Here is a 21,406-nt window from a genome sequence, read left to right as displayed (position 1 = left end):
TGCGTAAGATCCGCCCCGCTGCTACACTGCCGACTTTCAAGCCGCCAGATAGCACAGAGCGGCCAAGTCCGCCAGACGGACACACTAATGAGCGGAAGAACAATGTCAAGCATCTATATATTATGGGATGAATCCCACATCTGGGGCCTGCTTGTCTGGCGGGCCATAGAAGCCATGCAATTGCCCTATCGCATCGTGCGGGGGGAAGAAATAGCCCACGGACTGCTTTCTGGCAAGCCGCCCGCGTTGCTGCTGGTGCCCGGCGGCAATGCGCGGTTGAAATCCGACGCGCTGGGTGAAGCGGGCCTTGATGCCATCCGCGGATATGTGAAGAACGGCGGCAGTTATCTGGGCTTCTGCGGCGGCGCGGGACTGGGTCTGACCAGTGCTGACGGCCTTGGCCTGTGCCCGTGGGGTCGCGCCAAATTCACCGATCGCATGCAGCATTTTGTGAGTGGCCACATTCACGCCAGCATCGGCACGGATATTTCCGGCGCACAGCACCTCATTCCCTCCACGCTGGGAGAGTCGCCGCTTGTGCCCATCTGGTGGCCTGCCCGATTTGCACCGGAAGAAGGCACCAACGTGGAGGTGCTGGCCAGCTACACCACGCCGGGTGAAGATTTCTGGATTGCCGACCTGCCGCTGGGCACCCTGCCCCCCGGCACCTTCAACGACTGGGAAACGCTCTACGACATCAAGCTGCGCCCCACCTTCCTGACAGGTCAACCCTGTGTGCTTTCCGGCACCTACGGCAAGGGCCGCTACGTGCTCAGCTACACACATCTGGAAACGCCGGATTCGCCGGACGCCAACCGCTGGCTCACACACATCATCCGCGAGCTGACCAGAAGCGAGGCCTGCCCTGACGGTTTATCCGCTACAAGCTCCGCCGTGCCGCCGTGGAATCTGGAAAACGCCCCCACCGTATGGAACGATCCCGCGCTCGTGCAGGCACGAGAAATCTTTGACGACATCGTCACCATCGGCAAGAACCATTGCCTGTTCTTCCAGCGCAATGCATGGCTCATCGGCTGGCGTGCGGGCATTCCCGGCGCGAACCTGAACAACCTGTACAGCGCCATCTGCTCGGCCGTGTCTTCAGAACCCACCGAAGACGCGCTGGCCTATTGGAACGACGTTTCCGCCACTTTCCTTGAGAAACTGCGCCTCTTCCACGAAGGCGTGAAAGGCTACCTGCTGGCGGAGCGCCTTGCCATGACGCTTTCCAAGACCTTTCCCGAGACGGTCTCCCGCGAGTCCCTGAAGAACCAGCGCACCGCCCTCTTCGGCCCCCCCATGGCCAGCGGCGGCCTGTATCTGGACCTGCTGGAAATTATCGACCGCGTCATGTACCTGCTGCTGCCGAGGGAATAACCCGCAGAGCCTATCCTTATTATATGGAACAAGAAACGGCGTTACCGGAATTCGGTAACGCCGTTTTGTTTGGAGATGTATAGGAGTTGAACCTTCAAAAATAACTGAAGGAAGCCACATAAGCCCACATCATCGCCAGCGTAGCTAAGGGGGATGCGGAAAGGATAAACCATAGGATAAAGGCCGATGGAGAACCACCGGCCTACTGCCAATCTACCTGCGCTTGCGGGCGGCCCAAAGCTCCATGCAGAGCATTATGCAGCCGCAGGCAATAAATACATATGCCCCCCACCATGGCAAAGGCGGGCCATTATATTTAAAATGAGGATCTTTGGCTCCTAACCCAATAATCCCTGTTGCAATAAAGAATCCTGCAAACGCGACATTACCCATCTTAATCTGCATTGCAACCTACCAGCTATCTTTTGCATAATCATAAGAAAAACCTATTACCCCACCCAACTGCTGAGCGGGATTACCACCTATCATCGGGCTCTTGATCCCATCTGCAACGTCGTATGCATTATTCAACATTTCGGCATTGCCGTAGTATGCAGCCTTCGCTCTATCCACCATTTGAGCAGTCTTATCACCCACTCGCTGCACTCCGGCCTGAACAACTGCAACGGTTGCGGGCGACATTGCTACCTTGGCAGCATCAACTGCCGCAGCACCCGCAGCCTTTGCAGCCTGTATTGCAGGCTTAGCCGCCACCGAGCCGACACCAGCAACAACATCAACAGGGTCTATCGCTGGCTTTTGCAAGCCCTTTTCCCCAACGGGCACCCCGTTCTCATTGAAGTACACCCCGTTCTTTACTGTCCAACCTTCGGGGAGCACCTCTTGCTGGGGAGCAGAAGGCTTGGGCGGAACAGCAGGAATCTCTTCACCCTGCTCAGTAATATCCGGCGCTTTCTTGGCCGGTTCCGATTCCTTTTTCTGCTCCGCGCCATTCCCGTTGCCAGCCTCACCAGCCGCAGGCTCCAACCCCAGCGGATCCACCAGATTCACCGGATCAGACCAGCAGATACGGGGCAGTAGCCGTAGACATCCACGTCGCCGCCAGCGTAGCCGAGGGGGTCGGGCCAATCCTATTGGTCGAAGCGGCCGATGCTTGGGTCATATTCTCGGTAGCCCAGATGAACAAGGCCGGTATCGACATCGAACAAACCGCCGCCGAAGCCGAAGGGGATGCGGAGAGGGTAGGCTATACAAGAAAGGCCAACGACAACGCCGTCGGCCCATTATTATTCTAGTTACGCTTGCGGTAGCCCAAAGCTCCATGCAAAACATTATGCAGCCGCAACATTACTAGCTTGTTTTTGCATCCCCCTGCTAGCCTCTCCAGTGACGTTACTCAAACCACACAACACTCAAAACTCAGCCACAGTAGAATCACGATCAATTAACAACTACGCCACTTTCTATCTTATGCATCACACTTGAATCTTTTGTAACCAGATACGACCCATTATATTTAAATTCCTTTACAAGGGCATAAGCAATAATAAGAATAAATATCACAGCATATTCATCGGCTAAAAAAATACGGATCACACCTAACGCCAAAAGCAAAACTGCAAAACAATATCTTCTCATTGTAAAATCTCTAAACACAAATTGATCATACCCTATATACTTTTCCTTATGAGTCTTTTCAAATATATAGTTAACAATCCAAAACACAAGCAAGCACCACATGGAAGCAGACGACAACAAACCAGTTACAATATCCATATAGATTTTCCTTAATGCGGAGAAGAGGAGCTCCCCTTCTCCGCATTGCTAATTATTGTTCCCGTACTCCGTTAACAAACTCTTCTATTCCTTGCTTGACAATGCCACCCAAACAGCCCGCAGGGGCAGCTCCAGGGCCAAGCCCTATTGCAGCCCCAGATGCTCCTCCGACACATGCCCCAACAATCCTTTTCGTAGCGCCCGGCCTCGGCTCTACCCCCGGCACCCCCTCAGGATACTGAGATTGGCGAATAACCGGGTTATCCAGAGGAGGCATCCCGGGCACCACGGTAGGGGTGTGGTCTGTGGACCTCCGCACCTCATTAGCAGCCGCTCCCTCCAACCCCAGCGGGTCCACCAGATTCACCGGATCATCAAGGCAGTAGCCGTAGACATCAACATCGCCGCCAGCGTAGCCGAGGGGGATGCGGAGAGGGTAGACTATGCAAGAAAGGCCAACGGCAAAGCCGTCGGCCTTACAAATCACTTCTGGGAAGAATCGTCTCCCTTTGATCGCAGCTTATTGGCAACGACTGGAATCAAAATGCCTACAGCGATCAAAACATAGGGCACCCAACTATACATAAGCACCCCCTCACGAGTGTAATAGTCGCCCGAAAGCAATGGCCATATACCAAGAAAAAGGAATACCAATGAATTTAGCCAATCTCCACGAGTCACTTTCACAATTATTCTCCCTGAATCATTTCATAAACTTTGCTAGCTGCGAATCCTCTAATACTTGCCCAATTTAAACTAGGAGGACCAGGAATAACCGCTCCCCCGATGGCTTCCATGGCAGGCTCCATATATTCAGGATGGCTAAGCACAGCCATACCCGCAGCCTTTGCAGCCTGTATTGCAGGCTTAGCCGCCACCGAGCCGACGCCAGCAACAACATCAACAGGGTCTATCGCTGGCTTTTGCAAGCCCTTTTCGCCAACGGGTACCCCTTTCTCATTGAAGTACACCCCGTTCTTTACTGTCCAACCTTCGGGGAGCACCTCTTGCTGGGGAGGAGAAGGCTTGGGCGGAACAGCAGGAATCTCTTCACCCTGCTCAGTAATATCCGGCACTTTCTTGGCCGGTTCCGATTCCTTTTTCTGCTCCGCGCCATTCCCGTTGCCAGCCTCACCAGCCGCAGGCTCCAACCCCAACGGGTCCACCAAGTTCACCGGATCATCAAGGCAGTAGCCGTAGACATCAACATCGCCGCCAGCGTAGCCGAGGGGGTCTGGCTGGATGAAGCGGCCGATGCGCGGGTCGTACTCGCGGTAGCCGAGATGGACAAGGCCGGTGTCAGCATCGAACAAACCGCCGCCGAAGCCGAAGGGGATGCGGACATCCTGCGTCAGCATACTGACAACATTACCGAATGCATCATGTTTGTAAGCCTGTATCAAATCGCCGTTTGCGTTGGCAACCGCAAAGGGGGTGCCCGATTGGTCAAAGGCGAGGGAGAGGCGCAGGCCGCCGCGTTCCATGCAGACGGGCATGCGTGAGTCCTGTGCATAGATAAACCGGCAGAGGCCGGAACCGTCGGGGCGGGAGGTGCTTTCCAGCGTTACGGCGTCGCGCCACGCGAACTTTTCCAGCATGACGCCGTTCACGGACTTGGCGATGCGTCTGCCAGCGGCATCAAGCAGATATTCGATCACGCGACCATCGGGCAGGGCCACGGCGACGAGGTTGCCGGCGGCGTCATAGTCGTAGCGGGTTTCTCCGGCGGGGGTCAGGCGGCGGGCCAGCCTGCCGGACTGGTCATACACGAAGCGCACGGTACCGGCCTGCACCATCCGGCCAGCCTCGTCATAGACATAGCGAGTCTCGCCAACGCCAGCGCGGGTCGAAGCCAGACGCTCGCCTGCGAGACCATAGACATACACCTCAGTCACGATTTCGGTTGCGCCCGCAGCCTGACCATACGACACATCCAAGCCCTGCCCGTAAGGCTGACACCCTGCCGCCGCAACTCCGGCAGCACGAGGCACCTTCCGGTCACCTACCGAAGCGGCAACAGCTTCCCCCTTGGCGACAATGACACCGCTCGCGACCAGTCGCCCTGCTGCATCATAGGCATAGGTGCGCACGTCCTTGCCCAAGGGAGTGCTCATAACCTTGCGGGTGATGCGACCTTCCTCATCGCGCTGCACGAAGAGTTCGGCAAAGACCGGACGCATGGCGGGCAGGGCCACGCTGGGGGTGCCCCCCTGTGCGACACCATATGCGGCCCCCTGCGGACTGACCGCAAAGCGTCGCAACTCTTCGCGGGGCAGCGAGTCCGGCGTCAGGTCGCGAATCTGGTCCGGTCCGGCCTGAGGCATGGCGGCGCTGCCGGAATTTGTGCTTCCTGCGCCCTCCGCTGCGGCACTGCCTCCCTCTGCCGCTTCTCCATCATCCCCCTGCGGAACAAGTTCCCTGAACCAGTCTGCCTGACCGTTGGAACCTTTCGCCCCCGCAGAGCGATACCCCGCCTGATCCGCAAACACGGGCAAGCCGTTGTCGTCGAGTTGCGTCTCCCACTCGTCCGCGAACATGCCGCTCACGTCAAACGCACCCCGCTCCTCGGAAGGCCGCACGTCTGCTGATGCAACGGCACGCCCCGCCGCAGCGGTGCCCCTGCCGCCCACCTGTTTCGCCGCCATAGTGCGACCGGCTCCGCCACACGGCCCCACCATGTTGGCCGCCTTCCAGCCTGTCTCCTGTTCACCGAACATGGCCCGCAGGTACTCCTCCGTGCTCATGGGCACATCGGGATTCATGGCCGCCGCCATGGCGGCGTTACGGGGCTTCGGCGCAAAGGCCTCTGTCCGCAGCCACTCCTCGGTGGTCATCATGCGGGTAAGGGCTCCGCCTGAATGTGGATGAGAATGTCTCGCCACGATCTGTCCTCCTGTTACTTGCAGTGAAGCGGAGCCCTGTGCCCCGCATGAGGCAAAACCCGTATCACAGGCTTTTTTCGGACAATCGACGAGAGCATGGCGTGAAGGCGATGAAAAGACGGTACCGAAGGGGCGCAACAGGGGGTGGACAGGATATACCAAACAGGCTGCAGGCCTCTGCTTGCCATGCCAGCGCGGCAAGGCTAGAGTCGCCCGCATGACAGCGCACCACACACCGCCCACAGTCCGACCGCAGATGCCGCAGCGGGAAGAACAGGACGTACGCAGCTTCTTTGACAACGCCGTGGAAGGCATGTTCCGCAAGTCCAGAACCGGAACGTTCCTGCTGGTGAACCCTGCCCTGTCCAAAATTTTCGGCTACCCTTCCCCCGGTGCCATGCTGCGCCAGTTTCCGGAAGATCGACAAGCTATCCTGCTGGATGCCCCGCGCTTTCTGGAGATGCTGGAGCAACTCAAATCCCATGGCAACATCAGCAACTTCGAGCTGCAGTTCCGCCGCAGGGACGGCAGACTCATCTGGGCGCTCATCAACGCCCGCGCCGTCTATACGACCAAAGGCTCCATCCGCTATTACGAAGGCACGCTGGTGGACATCACCCAGCGCAAGGAAACCGAGTTCCAGCGGACATTCATCGAAGAACAGCTTCGGCAGTCGCAGAAGCTGGAGGCCGTGAGCATTCTTGCTGGCGGCATGGCGGCGGACTTCGGCACCCTGCTCCAGCCCATTCTGCGCAACACGGAAGATGCGCTGCGCAACATACCGGACAACCATGCGGCCCGCCGCAACCTGAACGAAGTGCTGGGCGCGGCCAACAGGGCAAAAGCGCTGATGCACCAGTTCCTCACCATCAGCCGTCAGCGCGAGGGAGACAAACGGCCTGTCACCATCTCTCCCATCATCACGGAGACGCTGGACGATCTGCGCCCGCTGCTCCCGCCTGAGGTGGACCTGCGCGAAGACCTTTCCGCGCATCCGGACACGGTGTTGGCAGACCCCACCCAGATACGGCAGGTGCTGGAAAACCTGATGAGCAACGCCATCCGCGCCGTGGGCGAACGCGGCACCATCAGCGTGAGCCTGCGCAATGTGGAACTGGACGAACGCACAGCGGCGTTCCGTGCCGACCTGAGCCCGGGCCACTACATACGCCTGACCGTACAGGATACCGGCTGCGGCATGACAGAGCAGATCGCCACCCGCATCTTCGACCCCTTTTTCACCACAGAGAGCAGCAGCGGCGCACAGGGCCTCGGCCTTTCCGTGGCGCACGGCATCGCCCGCGCACATGATGGCGGCATCACCGTGCTTTCCGAACCCGAACTCGGCTCCACCTTCTGCCTGTACCTTCCCTCGCACGCCCGCGAGGTGGACCAGAGCCAACCCCTTGCACCGGCACCGCGCCTCGGCAGCGAACGCATTCTGGTGGTGGACGCCGACCCCCGCGAACTGCGCAAATGGCGCGGTCTGCTGGCCCCGCTCGGCTACCGCATAGACACCATTTCCGGCAGCGTTGAGGCCCTGCGCGTATTCATGGAGTCTCCTCCCACCTTCGACCTCATCGTCACGGCCTTTGCCATGCCGCAGATGAACGGACTGGAACTGGCACGCACCGTCAAAGGCATTCACCCCGATGTGAAGGTAGCCCTGTGCAGAGAGGCCACAGACCCCGTGACGCTGGACCTTGCACGGGAGTCCGGCATATGCTGTTTTGCCCGCAAGCCCATGGATTCACAGGCCATGCTGCATCTTCTGGAAGTAGCGCTGGACACCAATCAGGAGTAGAACCACCGACATGGCACGTATATTCGTCATAGACGCCGACCCCGCCTTCTGCGAATCTCTCGGCGCCATCGTGGCCGGACTCGGTCATCAGGCGGAACATGCGCAATCTCTGGGCATCGCGCTTTCCACGCCTTCACTCCGCAACGCCGACATCATCTTTCTGAACACTGCCCTGCCGGACGGCAACGGTCTGGACACCCTGCCCAAGCTGCGGACCCAGCCCGCAAAACCGGAAGTCATCATGATCACGGACGCCGCCACCGCGGACGGAGCCGAGCGTGCCATTCGCAACGGCGCATGGGATTATGTGGCTAAGCAGGGCGCTGTGGATCGCATGGTGCTGCCGCTCATCCGTGCGCTGGATTACCGGGGACGCAAGCCCGGCAAACGCGGCGAGGTGCGGCTCAAACGCGATTCCATCATCGGCGGCAGCCCCGGCCTCACCCGCTGTCTCGATATTGTTTCGGAAGCGGCAGCCTCCGACGCTTCCACCCTGCTGTACGGCGAAACCGGCGTGGGCAAGGAAGTCTTCGCCCGAGCCATTCACGACAACAGCCAGCGCAGCAGCGGGCCTTTTGTGGCAGTGGATTGCGCCTCCCTCTCCAGAACACTGGCGGGCTCCACGCTTTTCGGTCACCGCAAAGGCGCGTTCACCGGTGCTGACAAGGACAGGGACGGCCTTGTGGCACAAGCCCACAGAGGCACACTCTTTCTGGACGAGGTAGGGGAACTGCCCCTTGCCATGCAGAAAATTTTCCTGCGCGTGCTGCAGGAGCACCGGTTCCGCCCCGTGGGCGGACGCGCCGAAATCACATCCGACTTCCGGCTCATCTGTGCCACCAACCGCAACATCGAGGAAATGGTATCGCGGGGCACCTTCCGCAGCGACCTGCTCTTCCGCATGCGCACCGTTGTCATGCACATTCCGCCGCTCCGTGAACGTCTGGACGACCTTCCGGAGCTTTCGGCACACTACATCCGTCGACTCTGCGGTAAATATGGCATGCCGGCCAAGAGCATTTCCACAGACCTGCACGCCGCCCTCAAGGAATACCAATGGCCCGGCAACGTGCGGGAACTCATCCACACGCTGGAACGTGCCGTACTCGCTGCACAGGACGAGCCCAAACTTTTCTCACGCCACCTGCCGGACCATGTGCGCATCAGTATTGCGCGGGCTGCTGCCAGCTCAATCACTGCCCCCCTGCCCCGGAGCACTGACGCGGCAAAAAGCTGGCTGACCGTGGCCGACAGCAGCGACGGGCTGCTGCCCCCCAAGGATATGCAGCCAGCTCCCCCGGATACGTTTGGCGACCTTGGCGATACATTCACTCCTCCGCTCAGACCGGGGGCCTCCTGTGTCATCAGCGACACGATTGAGACGCCTGAATCAAGCGCTTTTGAACAGCTCGACAGACGGTCCCGCACACTTCCGGCGACGAACACGGAAGCGCACCACGCGCAACAGGCTCTTTCGCCCCACGTGCAGGCCAGCCAATCCGTTCCTGCGGACAACTCTCATTCTTATTCCACGATATCGGACACGCCTGCCGACCAGCCCAACCTCCCCCCGTTCTTTGCCTTCAGAGACGCCGCATTCCTTGGCTATCTCACCGAACTATTGAAACAAAGCAACGGAGACATCCCTGCAGCCTGCGCACTTTCCGGCCTCTCCCGCTCGTACCTATATGATCTTCTGAAAAAGTACGACATCGCGACACCGCAGAGAAAGAGGCGTTAATCCTCTATTGCAGACAGGAACCCTCTCCGTTAATCCGAATTAGCGGATTAACTATTCTCAAATCATGGAATAAGGACATAAACGTTTCATTCTGGTGCACTTAACTGCGACAAAAGATATCAGGAATCACTCGCAATTATATCAAAAGACCGTCCCATGCGGGTTCCCAGACTCTGGCACGCTTCTTGACTATAGGCAGGCAGGACATCGGTCTGTCCGTGCCGAAGCGCCGTTCCACATGTTGGACAAAGTACGGAAATGGCCTTCGGAAACTGTCGGGGGGGATACCCGACAGAGTCGACGCCCTACACTCTGGACAAGCGTAGGGCAGACAATACCGCGCCGCCCCGGATAGCCCGGAGCGGCGCGTTACGTTTTTCTGGAAGGTATTGAAGGAAGGCGGCTACATGCCTCGTTCGGCAAGCAGATTCAGCATGAACTCGCTGAGGCGTTGCAGGTCCGGCTTGGCGAACTGGGCATCCGCCCCCACAGCCGTCCCCTTGTGCTCCAGCTTCTCGGTGATGAGGGAAGAAAATAGCGCCACAGGCAGCATGCGCATATCCGGATTCTCCTTGATACGCTTGCACAGGTTGTGACCGTCCATCTGCGGCATTTCAATGTCGGAGATAATCCCCTGCACCCTGTCCACAAGACTGCCACCCTCTTCGCGTGCTTCTGCCGCCTGCCGCTGCAGATATTCCCATGCATCACGGCCGTTGGTGAACTGCACTACACGGAAGTTGCTCGCCTCAAGAAGCGACTTTACCAGCGCACGGACACTGCCGGAATCATCGGCATGAACTATGGTGTAGGTCTTTCCTGCGACACGATCGGCCGTCGGGGCTTCCATGCGGATGGCCAGACTGTCATCAAGGTCGGCCACGATCATTTCAAGGTCGAGCAGAAAAACAACGCGCCCTTCAAGACGGACAACACCGGTAATGGAGTTGCCAGTCGTCTTCTGCAGGAATTCACTCGGCGCTTCCACATCCTCCCAGCTCATCCGATGGATGCGGTTCACACCAGACACCAGAAAGGCCGTCACCACCTCATTGAATTCCGTGACAATAACCTTGGGGTCTGAACTCTTCTTTCGATTACGGTCCAGATACACCGCAAGATCGATAAGCGGCACAATCGAATTATCCCGATGCTTGAAAGCTCCCATAACCGCAGGATGCGGCATTTCCGGCATGGACGTAACAGGCTGCTTGCGAAGAATTTCCAACACCTTTGCAACGTTAACGCCATAGTGAGCCCTGTAGCCGTCCTCTTCATCAATGAAGAATTCGACGACTTCAAGCTCGTTGGTACCGGATTCAAGGAGAATATTCGTCTGAGACATGGCACCATCCGATTAAGGTTAGCATCCCCCCGCAGAATGCAGGTCCGGGATTCTTCATAAATGTATCATCAGCCGGAACAAACGTCCATGAGACGTACCAGACGGAATGATACACGCCACGTACGGCAGCAGTAAACACAGGCCGAGATTTTATACATTGCTATACGTCTTCGTCTGCACGCTCTGCCAAAGGAATTGAAATGATAAAACAGGCCCCCTTGCCCAACTCGGACTCCACGGTAAAGGAACCGCCGTGGTTTCTCGTGATGATAAAATAGGAAACGGACAACCCCAGTCCCGTACCCACCCGCGGCCCCTTGGTCGTGAAGAAGGGTTCAAACACCCGCGTACGTGTCACGGGATCAAGCCCCGGCCCATTATCCTCCACTTCGATCACGGCCTGACCATCTCGCGTGAAAATGCGGACGTTCAGCACTGCCTCGGATAGCGGCCTTTCCATGCTTGCCATGGCCTGCGCCGCATTCTTGAAGAGGTTGAAGAGCACCTGCTCAATTTCCGAACTACGGCAGGGAACAAGCGGCATATCCGGCTCGGTATCCACACGGCAGGCAACCTGCATGAAATCATAGTGGCTGCGCAGGTCATAGTCGTTACGAGCCAACTCCAGAGCATTGTTGACCAATTTATGCATATCAACAAGCGTTCTGCGCGATGCCTCGCCCCTGCTGAAATCAAGCATGTGCGATACAATCTCCGCCGCCCGGGCGCCGGAATCGCGAATTCCCTGCAACAACCTGAGTATTCCCCGCTCTTCAAGATAGGCATACACCTTACTCAAGTCGCATCCCACTTTCTCCGCAGCCTTCATATTAGCAGGCAGCCCCGGACTTACACGCCGCTCAATATTCTGCGCCCCCTGAAGAATGCCGCCGAGCGGATTATTGATCTCGTGCGCCATGCCTGCGGCAAGCCCTCCGAGCGAGAGCATCTTCTCGGTCTGAATAATCACGGTTTCCATCTGAACGGCATCCGAGACATCATCTATCCGCACCACGGCCCCGCCCCCCTCACCTATCTCCTGCTCTCTGAGGGGGTAGGTTTCAATATCAAAATACCGGGGTTCGCCCTCCAGCACTATGCTGGCTCTCTGCAACTTGAGCGCTGCTCCCGTGTCAATGGCGTTCAGCACCCTCTCTGCATGACGGGCAAGGTGTGGGAAAACATCGGTCAACGACAGTCCCTTTATGTCATCCTCATCCTTGCCCACCATGGCAAGCGCAGATGCATTCATGGAGACGATGTTCCCCGCGCTGTCCACGTGAACCAAAACGGACGGCATGGAGTTGATAATATTCAGTACAAGATCACGAGCGGCCTTCATGGACTTCTCCGCAAGTACCCTGCGCCGCATGTTTGCGATAAGAAGGACAATGACGGCAAACTGCAATCCGCCCAGAACAAGCACGATTATGACCGTGGTGCGGTGTGTTTTCCAGATGGAGAAAGGCTGGTTGAGCACCTGCGCTTCGGCTGGCACCCTGCTCAAGGCGTAGTTGAAACGCTTCAATACCTTGTAGTTGACCATGATGACATTGGGACTGTCTGTCACCAGAGGCAGATCGGCAGGGCTCACACCCTCCAGCACACGGCCGGACAAGCTGGCAGCCACTTCGCCCTGCAGGCGGGCGCTGAGCATGACACCGCCCACAACCCCCATGTGGATATGGTCAGGCACGGGAGAGTATACCGGTGCCGAAGACGAAGTCAGCACGGTATCAATGCTGGACTGCAGGGTCAGCAATGTTCCGTCCTGCAACTTGTAATAGGAAAGGTAGAGCACCACCGCATCTGCAGGCAGCGTCTTCAGAACCTGCTGCATTTCGGCAACCGGAGGCCCGACCAGTTCGGTAAAGCGTGCCCGGTCCTTGAACAGTGGCATGACTTGTCGCACTCCCTTCAACATGGCCCTGCCGGTAAGCGTATGGTCTGAAACCACATAGAAATGACTGCGACCCGGATCAATCTGCAGCGCAAGATCAATGATGCCGAAATAATCCTGCGCCTCCACCACTCCGGTCAGCCAAGGCCGCCGGACACGGTTGTCTTCGTAGTCATTGACGCCGCAAAAAATGACCGGCGTATCCGGAAACAGCTCGTCACGATAGGTGTGGACGAAGGTCAGGGCATTGTCATCCGCAACGATTACGGCATCAAAGGAGGCCTTGCCGTATTTGTCATGCAGCACTTCATAGGTTGTCGGAAAGGCGATGGAAAGATCGTTCCGCTTGGTATCCATGTATTCAACATACAACTCCGGAGGAACCTTCCGTTGGCTCAATATTTCCCGAACCCCTTCCACTATGCCATCGGACCACTGATAGCCTGGATGATAGGAATTGAGCAGCAAAACCCGTTGCAGACGTTGAACCTGTGGCACTGCTCTCTGAGCGGCGTCCTCGGCTGCCCAAAGCCCCAAAGGCCCCCATACGCCCAGCAGCAACAGAATGACTGCGATAAAAAACGGCTTCCGGAAAAAGCAATTCACTCGATATACTCCTCAAAACGAAACACCAGATGGAGCGAGATCAAACGCACCACATTCTCCATACTTCGTCTTGAACAAGTATACCTTAACAACGCGTTGCAGCAAGCGCGGGCTTGTAACATTAAATAATTCTCAATCTCCCCTGCCTTGCCCGCAGCACTCCTTCCCGTTCCGCAAGGAACAATGCACGTCATGTTTCCAGGTTGACGCGGCATTGTTACTTTTTGATTATCGCGTTATACCCCGCCCCTGCCGGAATACGTGGTGGCATAATTCCCGGCAGTGATGACATTTCCCAAACAAGGTTCATCTCGTTGACCGACACAGCCCAGTCCTTCCCCAAAGAGAGCACGACGTCTCGCCCCGCCGGCATGCGCAGGAAACGTTCCGGCATTGTTGCCCGCATCCTTCCATTCGCCCTGTGCGCAGGTGCCCTCGTTCTCATCATACGCCACGACCCCGCACTCCTTGCCTGGGCCAAGGCATGGCCCAAGCTGATACACCCGCTATTGCGCATGCTGCTGTATCTGGGCGTGGGGCTTCTGGTCGGCCTTGCCGTCGAGGGCATGGGCTGGGCTCCCATGCTGGCCCGCGTGGTGCGCCCGCTGATGCGCTTCGGCAACCTGCGCGACGAGTCCGGCGCAGCCTTCACTGCCGCCTTCTTCTCCGGCACCACGGCCAACACCATGCTCATGAACTACTGGCAGGACGGCAGGATAACGCAGCAGGAAATGCGCCTTTCCTACCTTGTAAACACAGGCCTGCCCGTCTTTCTGCTGCACCTGCCCACAACCTTTTTCATTGTGGTGCCCATGACGCGCACCGCTGGCATCATCTACCTTTCCATCAATGCCCTTGCCGCCCTGCTGCGGACCATTGCCGTACTGGCATGGAGCCGCATACAGCTTTCCACCTCCGCCACCGCAACCCCGCAAGCGGAAACGATGCCGCAGAGCAGAAAGACGACCATGCAAAAGGTGCTGGATGCCTTCGGCAAACGATTCAGGCGCATCATCACCATCACGGCCCCCGTCTACTTTCTGATGTATGCCCTGAATCAGACCGGCGCGTTCGACTATCTGCGTGATGCATTTTCCCATTGGGCCGTCACCGGCCTCCTGCCGGTGGAAGCCGCAGGGGTCGTTGTCTTTTCCGTGGCTGCGGAATTCACATCCGGCATCGCCGCCGCAGGCGCGTTACTGGATGCGGGCACCCTGACCACACAACAAATCGTCCTGGCCCTCATTCTTGGCACCATCGTCGCTACGCCCATCCGCGCGCTACGCCATCAGCTGCCTTCCCACGCAGGTGTGTTCACACCAAAACTCGGCCTTGTCATGCTGCTGCAAAGCCAGTTTCTGCGCATCACCAGCCTGCTCGCCGTAACCTGGGCGTACCTTGCCCTCGCCTGAAACAGTCAGCCCCCCGAGCACGTAGCGAATCCTTGACCGCACATGACGGCTCGCCTATTATCGTGCGGTTCAGGTGCCCCAAGGGGCCTAACAGGGAATCCCGTTCAAGTCGGGAGCGGACCCGCCGCCGTAAGTCTCATACAAACCGTTTCCCCCGCGCGCCACTGGGTTTCCCCGGGAAGGCCGGAAACGGCGGGACAAGCCGGAAGACCTGCCTGATCCTTTCGGTGCGACCCTGTCTCGCGTACGCCATTTTCGGGCACTTACAGGGTCGAAGGCATCTTCCGCGTGCACGGGGCTACTGCAGCGCGGAACAAGGACGGAATGAAAACGGAATTCCTTCCATGCGTCATGCGTGGAAGGATTTTTTTTGTTTCGTCCCTCACAACCGGCCCCAAAGATCACTTTGGAGGTTATTTTCATGTTTCTTTCCCGCCTGACCAGATGGTCGACAACGCTCTTGCTGCTTCTCGTGCTCGCCCTGCCCGCATTTGCCGGACACGGCAAGAACGGGGCCGAACGCGAGGGCATTCTGCTCGTGGCCTTCGGCACCACCGTACCCGAGGCCCGTGCCGCGTTTGACAACATCGAGGAAGAAGTCCGCAAGGCCTTCCCTGATACGGAAATCCGCTGGGCCTATTCCGCAAAACAGGTACGCCGGACCATCAAGGAAAATGAAGGCACGGCCCTGCTGTCTCCCGCATCCGCGCTGGCACGCATGGGTGATGAAGGATTTACCCACGTGGCCGTGCAGTCGCTGCACACCATTCCCGGCGCCGAATTTCATGATCTCATCCGAACCGTGGCGGCTTTCCGCAACATGCCCAAAGGAACCCGGACCGTAACGCTGGGCGAGGCGCTGCTCTCTTCCCCGGACGATATGGAAAAGGCGGCAAAGGCGCTTGTTTCCACCTTTCCCGCAGAACGGAAGAAGACTGACGCCGTGGTGCTCATGGGACACGGCACCCACCACCCTGCCAACATCTACTACCCCGGCCTGCAATACTATCTCTCCAAGGTTGAGCCCAACGCCTTTGTAGGCACTGTGGAAGGCGCGCCCTCGCTTGAGGACGTGGTAAATGAACTCAAAGCCCGCAAGGCACGCACCGTATGGCTGATGCCGCTCATGGCCGTTGCCGGCGACCATGCCCGCAACGACATGGCAGGCCCTGAACCGGAAAGCTGGAAGAGCGTGCTGGAAAAAGAAGGTTTCACCGTGCATACTATTCTGCGCGGCACCGGTGAGTTTGACGCCATTACCGCCATATGGGTAGACCATCTGCGGGACGCATTCTCCCGTCTGAATCAGTAACGAGCATTCAACCCGACTGAACCGACTGAACTATGACCGCCACCACCGACAGCACCACGCATGCAATGCACTCCGCCCGCTCCCGCCGATTCAGGCGCACGGCGCTTTGCGCACTTGCAGCCTGCATAATCTCGGTGGTGGCGGCATGTCTTTTCGGCCCCGTGGATATTCCTGCTCCCAAGGTACTGTCCCTGCTGTGGGGCAAGCTGACCGGCGCAAGCCCGGCACAGGCCGACATTGCCGCAACGCTGGTAGTCTGGGACATCCGTCTGGGCAGAGTCGTGCTTTCCCTGCTGGTCGGCGCGTCTCTGGGCATGGCGGGAACGGTATTTCAAGGCATCCTGCGCAACCCGTTGGCTGATCCGTTCACACTGGGGGTCTCCAGCGGTGCTGCCTTCGGAGCCTCGCTGGTCATCATGCTGGGCCTTTCCGCCACACTGCCCCTGCTGCCTTTCGTGGGCACCCTGCCTGCCGCAGCCATGGTCGGCGCGCTGACGGCCCTGTTTGCCGTCATCATGCTGGGACGTTCCGGCGGCAGGCTGCGCCGCGAATCGCTGGTGCTGGCGGGCGTGGTGGTCGCCACCTTCCTCGCCGCACTCATTTCACTGGTCAAATCACTGGATGAGGAATCCGTCGCCTCCATCGTCTTCTGGATCATGGGCAGCCTGCAGGGGCGCGGCTGGAACGAGTGCACTCTGGTTCTTCCATGGTTCGCCGTGGGCAGCCTGATCATCTGGCGTTTTTCCCGCGAGCTGGACATCCTCGCCCTCGGTGATACGCAGGCGCGGCAACTGGGAATGAATGCCGACCGCGTGCGCCTGTGGCTGCTTGTGGGAGCCAGCATGCTCACGGGAGCATCAGTGGCCGTATCCGGCGTCATCGGTTTTGTGGGTCTAGTGGTACCGCACCTCATGCGCATGGCGCAGGGCGGCGAGCACAGGCCGCTTCTGGTCAGTTCCGGTCTTGCAGGGGGGCTGCTCCTGCTCTGGTCCGACGTGGCCGCGCGCACCATTCTGCCGGAAGGTGCGGAACTGCCCGTGGGCGTGGTTACCGCCCTGCTCGGCGGCCCCTTCTTCTGCCTGCTACTCAGGCGACGCATGCGGGAGGACGCCATATGATCACCCTGACCAATGTTACCTGCGGATACGCCGGCCAACCTGTCCTACGCGACGTGAACCTGTGCATACACTCCGGCGAAATGGTCGGCCTGCTGGGCCCCAACGGCAGCGGAAAAACCACCTTGCTGCTCACGCTCTCCGGCGTGTTGCCCCCCATATCGGGCGAGATGCGGCTGGCCAATGATGACGCGGCAACGCTTGCCGCGACGGAACGTGCCAAGCGTTTAGCCTCTGTCCCGCAACGCTTGGGCGAACAGCCGCATATGGAAGCTTTTTCTCTCGTGCTCATGGGCCGCTACCCCTACATTTCCTTTCTGGGCGGCTACTCCGCCGAAGACAGAAACATCGCTCTTGGCGCCATGCAGGAAACCCGTACAGCGCATCTTGCACACCGTTCGGCCCAGGCTCTTTCCGGCGGTGAATTCCAGCGAGTGCTCATTGCCCGCGCCCTTGCCCAGCAGACGCCCTGCCTGCTGCTGGACGAGGCCACATCCGGCCTCGACATTGCCCGCAAGGTGGAAGTCTTCCGCCTGCTGCATGCCCGCCATGCGCAAGGGACCACGGTCATTTCCGCCATCCACGACCTGAACATGGCAGCCCTGTACTGTGAAAGACTCATCTTCCTGAAAGAGGGACGCATCGTGCTGGACGGCCCTGTATCCGATATCTTTACCGAACAGCATCTTTCAGACATCTATGAAACACGCATTCACATCATCTCCCACCCTGTCACCGGCGTGCCGCAGGCCTGCCTCTCTCCGCTCCTGCCTGCACCGAGGCTGAACCATGACTGACATGCGGTTTCCTCACGGCGAGCCCACGCAACGCCTTGCGCCCATCCGGAGCGAACGTTCCCCTGCGCCACGCGTTCAATTTTTTCTGCGGCTGTCGGCCCTGATGCTTTCCTTGTTCCTTGTGCTTTCGTCCATGACCGCACAGGCCGGTGCGCCTCAGCATTCCATCGTGGATGATGCCGGACGGACCATCACCCTGCAGGCACCGGCGAAACGCATCATTGCCCTCTACGGCGGATTCAACGAAATCCTCGCCGCCATGGGACTTGAAGACCGCATCATCGCCCGCACAAAGGCCGACACCCAACCCGCCAGCATCGCAGGACTTCCCTCCATCGGTACGCACATGCGCCCCAACACGGAGATCATCACCGCACTGGGGCCGGACTGCATTCTGCAACTGGGCGGACGCAAACAGGCAGCCGAAACCCAGCAGGCTCTGGAGCGACTCGGTTTTCCAGTGGCCTTCTTCCAGCCAGCCTCATTTGCGGAACTCTTTGACGTGATTCGGCGCATCGGTGCGCTGACGGACTCCCCGGAAGCGGCACAGGCCCTTGTTTCGGGCATGGAAAAACGCCTTGACGCAGTAACGCGGGCGGTGGCACATGAACCGGCCCGCCCCACAGTATTTTTCGAGGTACGCTACCCGAACCTGCTCGGAGCCGGAGGACGCTCCATCGTCGACGACATCATCACCCATGCCGGCGGCCGGAACGTACTGGAAAGCGACATGAAGCTGGTGCGCCTGAACGAGGAAGAACTCATCAGGCTGGACCCGCATGTCTATATCATGCAAACGGGCCCCATGAATCCGGTGCCCGTCCCCATGGCCGAGCGCCCGCACTTTGTTACGCTGCGGGCCGTAACGGACAACAGACTGCTTACCGTGGACGAGCACGCGTTCTCCCGCCCCGGCCCGAGGGCCGTGGAAGCCGTGGAGGAGCTCGCCCGCTTCCTGCATCCGCGGGCTTTTCCCGAACCACCCTTGAGCAAAAACTAGGGCAGAACGGCTCCCCACAGAACCGTGAAAGCCCATAGAGAGATACACAACATGACCGCAATCCATTCCGCAACGACGGGCACCCTGTACGGCATCGGCGTAGGTCCGGGCGACCCCGACCTGCTGACGCTGAAAGCCGCGAAGATTCTCGGCACGGTGGACGTCATCTTTGCCGCAGCTTCCACCAAGAACGATTATTCCACCGCCCTGCAGATTGCCGCGCCGCACCTGCGCAAGGACGTGGAAACCATGATGCTGGGCTTTCCCATGACCCGCGACAAGGCTGCACTGGCCATCGCATGGCAGGACAACGCCAAGGCCGTGGCGGAAGTTCTCAATTCCGGCCGAAGCGGCGCATTCCTCACGCTGGGCGATCCGCTCATCTACTCCACCTTCGGCTACCTGATGCGCACCCTGACGGAACTGTGCCCCGACGCGAACATCGAAGTCGTTCCCGGCATCACCTCGTATCAGGCTTCCGCCGCTCACACCCGCACCATCCTGTGCGAATCCGGCGAAAACCTCCTGCTGCTTTCCGGCGTACGGGATACGGATTCACTGCACGCCATGCTCGCACAGGCGGACAACAGCGTCATTCTGAAAACCTACCGGAATTTCGGCGCCATCCGGCAGGTACTTGATGCGACGGGCAAGAAAGGTGAGACCGTGTTCATCTCCCGCCTCGGCATGGAAGGCGAACAGATTATCCGCAACATTGCAGATGCTCCGGAAAAACCACATTACTTCTCGCACCTGCTCATTCCCAAGTCGAAGAAAGACTAACTAAACAGTGTGAAAAAAACGGCCCAACTGGGCCGCTTTTTTCACACATTCTCAATTTGTCAACTCTGCCTCAAACAAACGCTTCGTCAAGCGAACTCATTCCCACGTCCAGCAACATCAAACAGAAATCCGCTCCAGTAATAAGAACGACACCATGTTCCTTTGCTGTTTCCATACATTCCTTGGAGAATTCAGCAGAAGAAACTACCCACGGAATTGTCGAATATCCTTCCTCATCCACATCCTTAAGTGTTCGATAATCGATAATCTGCCTTGCGGCGTAGTCTGAAGTTGTTCCCGTATGAAACTTTACCTGCACGTAATATATTGTTTTAAGAGGTTCAAAAACCGCCACAACATCACAATCGCCTTGCTTTCCCGTTTCATTTTTTGGGGGAATAAATACACGGGAAGCTCCTAACCGTAAAAAATACCATTTAACGAGCTTTTCGAACCTATCTGGATCCAATGATTTCAGCATTGAATCAAGCACGATACTACTCACTTTTTCATATAGAATTGAACGAAGGTTTATCGGCTTTTTCTCTTTCCACCGCAACAAAGCGTCATCAACGGCCCCTTCAATATCTGTAATATCTGCATTTGTTGATAATATCTTCATTCTTGAAGACAATGCACTATCAACATAATCACGCCTTGGAACATTCTCTTGAACCAAATTCACCTTCCAAAAAAATCCAAGATCTATAATTTTATCATCTTCATCATACAACAAGCCATCTATTCCATGCTTTATAACCTTTCCAAGATTTGTTTTAAAATTTATGACATTCAGATCTACAGCTTTGAACACCTCATCACCGACAATCTCATACACCGAGAACACTCCGGAAAAAGGAACAACAATCCTATCCCCTTTTTTCATTCTAAAAACAAAATTCCATAAATTAAATCGCCTTCTAGAACAAACATTCCATTTTTTCTGAAACTCTTCTGCCAACGCATCTAAACCATTAAGTCTGACGTTTTCACAAAACGATACAGAACTAAAATCTGAAAATCCTATACTTAACACCCCTCTTTCCAACAGAGGGTGTGAAACGTCAGACCTATGCGAGATCCTATGAAGCCAGACAGCCATATCCTCCTCCTTAGCCTTCTTTTTTAACCAAATAAACATACACGCCCACACAACCGCTAATTGCAAACATGATAAAAGAAAAGCCGGAATCCTTGCGGACTCCGGCTTTTTTCACATACATATCTTCAGCTATCAGGCGAGGCTGCGTTCCAGCACCTTGTAGTGGCGAACCGTCAGATCCGGCTCAATGCCGTACAGTTCATCCTCCGGATACAGCTTGGCCACATCAATATCTTCACCCACAAATTCGGCCACAGCCTCCAACGACTTCCAGTAGGTGATGAGCACAATCTCCACCTTGTCGCCGACTTCGCGGTCCATCAGCTGGAAGCCCATATATCCAGGCGCCTTGAGAATCTCGCGCACGCCGGTCTTGTACAGGTAATCCAGAAACCCTTCCTTGTTCTGCGGGGGACACAGACACTTCCACTCACGTGCGTACATGATACACCTTCACTGTCGCCCCGCGGGACGGCGACACCCTTGCGTCCGG

General features: G+C 57.5%; 18 protein-coding genes and 1 riboswitch. Of the genes, 9 read left to right on the top strand and 9 right to left on the bottom strand.

Annotation, left to right across the window (positions count from 1 at the left end; translation table 11 throughout):
• The first annotated feature begins 102 nt into the window (after positions 1–102).
• Positions 103–1,377: a BPL-N domain-containing protein gene (locus tag N1030_RS16355; protein WP_265826604.1), complete on the top strand. Its 1,275-nt coding sequence runs from the start codon at positions 103–105 to the stop codon at positions 1,375–1,377.
• Positions 1,378–1,590: 213 nt separating this feature from the next.
• Here N1030_RS16355 and N1030_RS16350 read toward each other — a convergent pair whose 3' ends face one another.
• The 5 genes from N1030_RS16350 to N1030_RS16335 all read right to left on the bottom strand — a co-directional run bounded on the left by N1030_RS16350 (position 1,591) and on the right by N1030_RS16335 (position 5,996).
• On the bottom strand, positions 1,591–1,782 hold the full coding sequence (locus N1030_RS16350; protein ID WP_265826602.1) for a hypothetical protein: 192 nt from the start codon (positions 1,780–1,782) through the stop codon (positions 1,591–1,593).
• 6 nt (positions 1,783–1,788) lie between these two features.
• Complete coding sequence (locus tag N1030_RS16345; protein WP_265826601.1) at positions 1,789–2,388, bottom strand: hypothetical protein; 600 nt, start codon at positions 2,386–2,388, stop codon at positions 1,789–1,791.
• Positions 2,389–2,468: 80 nt separating this feature from the next.
• Positions 2,469–2,546, bottom strand: coding sequence for a hypothetical protein (locus tag N1030_RS17750; RefSeq protein WP_476728715.1), 78 nt, complete (start codon positions 2,544–2,546; stop codon positions 2,469–2,471).
• Positions 2,547–2,778: 232 nt separating this feature from the next.
• The gene (locus N1030_RS16340; protein WP_265826600.1) at positions 2,779–3,114 is read right to left on the bottom strand and encodes a hypothetical protein; all 336 of its coding nucleotides are present in this window, start codon (positions 3,112–3,114) and stop codon (positions 2,779–2,781) included.
• A gap of 689 nt (positions 3,115–3,803) precedes the next feature.
• A complete protein-coding gene (locus N1030_RS16335; RefSeq protein ID WP_265826599.1) occupies positions 3,804–5,996 on the bottom strand; it encodes an RHS repeat domain-containing protein in 2,193 nt (730 codons plus the stop codon).
• Between the two features lie 217 nt (positions 5,997–6,213).
• On the opposite strand from N1030_RS16335, the gene N1030_RS16330 reads away from it, so the two are divergent.
• Complete coding sequence (locus N1030_RS16330) at positions 6,214–7,800, top strand: hybrid sensor histidine kinase/response regulator (protein WP_265826598.1); 1,587 nt, start codon at positions 6,214–6,216, stop codon at positions 7,798–7,800.
• Between the two features lie 10 nt (positions 7,801–7,810).
• Positions 7,811–9,541 (top strand): sigma-54-dependent transcriptional regulator, encoded by a 1,731-nt coding sequence (locus N1030_RS16325; protein ID WP_265826597.1) that lies wholly within the window; start codon positions 7,811–7,813, stop codon positions 9,539–9,541.
• 403 nt (positions 9,542–9,944) lie between these two features.
• On the opposite strand, the gene N1030_RS16320 is transcribed toward N1030_RS16325, so the two are convergent.
• Both N1030_RS16320 and N1030_RS16315 read right to left on the bottom strand, forming a co-directional pair.
• Positions 9,945–10,886 carry a chemotaxis protein gene (locus N1030_RS16320; protein ID WP_265826596.1) on the bottom strand — a complete coding sequence of 314 codons (942 nt, stop codon included), beginning with the start codon at positions 10,884–10,886 and terminating at the stop codon, positions 9,945–9,947.
• A 160-nt stretch (positions 10,887–11,046) separates the two neighbouring features.
• Positions 11,047–13,143, bottom strand: coding sequence for an ATP-binding protein (locus N1030_RS16315; RefSeq protein WP_265826594.1), 2,097 nt, complete (start codon positions 13,141–13,143; stop codon positions 11,047–11,049).
• A gap of 563 nt (positions 13,144–13,706) precedes the next feature.
• On the opposite strand from N1030_RS16315, the gene N1030_RS16310 reads away from it, so the two are divergent.
• The 6 genes from N1030_RS16310 to cobI all read left to right on the top strand — a co-directional run bounded on the left by N1030_RS16310 (position 13,707) and on the right by cobI (position 19,811).
• Complete coding sequence (locus N1030_RS16310; protein ID WP_265826593.1) at positions 13,707–14,804, top strand: nucleoside recognition domain-containing protein; 1,098 nt, start codon at positions 13,707–13,709, stop codon at positions 14,802–14,804.
• 54 nt (positions 14,805–14,858) lie between these two features.
• Positions 14,859–15,037: riboswitch (cobalamin riboswitch) on the top strand.
• A 188-nt stretch (positions 15,038–15,225) separates the two neighbouring features.
• The gene (locus N1030_RS16305; protein WP_265826591.1) at positions 15,226–16,116 is read left to right on the top strand and encodes a sirohydrochlorin cobaltochelatase; all 891 of its coding nucleotides are present in this window, start codon (positions 15,226–15,228) and stop codon (positions 16,114–16,116) included.
• 32 nt (positions 16,117–16,148) lie between these two features.
• On the top strand, positions 16,149–17,234 hold the full coding sequence (locus N1030_RS16300) for a FecCD family ABC transporter permease (protein WP_420842816.1): 1,086 nt from the start codon (positions 16,149–16,151) through the stop codon (positions 17,232–17,234).
• Positions 17,231–18,028, top strand: a complete 798-nt coding sequence (locus N1030_RS16295) for an ABC transporter ATP-binding protein (RefSeq protein WP_265826590.1) — start codon at positions 17,231–17,233, stop codon at positions 18,026–18,028. Before N1030_RS16300 ends, N1030_RS16295 begins: the two co-directional genes overlap by 4 nt.
• Positions 18,021–19,028, top strand: coding sequence for an ABC transporter substrate-binding protein (locus N1030_RS16290; RefSeq protein WP_265826589.1), 1,008 nt, complete (start codon positions 18,021–18,023; stop codon positions 19,026–19,028). The genes N1030_RS16295 and N1030_RS16290 overlap by 8 nt, the downstream gene beginning before the upstream one ends.
• A 51-nt stretch (positions 19,029–19,079) precedes the next feature.
• Positions 19,080–19,811 (top strand): precorrin-2 C(20)-methyltransferase, encoded by a 732-nt coding sequence (gene cobI / locus N1030_RS16285; RefSeq protein WP_265826588.1) that lies wholly within the window; start codon positions 19,080–19,082, stop codon positions 19,809–19,811.
• 70 nt (positions 19,812–19,881) lie between these two features.
• Here the strand turns inward: cobI and N1030_RS16280 are convergent, their stop codons facing one another.
• Both N1030_RS16280 and N1030_RS16275 read right to left on the bottom strand, forming a co-directional pair.
• On the bottom strand, positions 19,882–20,913 hold the full coding sequence (locus tag N1030_RS16280; protein WP_265826587.1) for a restriction endonuclease: 1,032 nt from the start codon (positions 20,911–20,913) through the stop codon (positions 19,882–19,884).
• Positions 20,914–21,045: 132 nt separating this feature from the next.
• Positions 21,046–21,357, bottom strand: coding sequence for an antibiotic biosynthesis monooxygenase family protein (locus tag N1030_RS16275; protein WP_265826586.1), 312 nt, complete (start codon positions 21,355–21,357; stop codon positions 21,046–21,048).
• Positions 21,358–21,406 lie beyond the last annotated feature (49 nt).

Origin of the sequence: Desulfovibrio mangrovi (genome assembly GCF_026230175.1) — a bacterium.
In the GTDB taxonomy this organism is placed as follows: Bacteria; Desulfobacterota; Desulfovibrionia; order Desulfovibrionales; family Desulfovibrionaceae; genus Halodesulfovibrio; species Halodesulfovibrio mangrovi.
The sequence above is the reverse complement of the archived record's forward strand: the minus strand, read 5'-3'. Positions and strand labels throughout refer to the sequence as shown.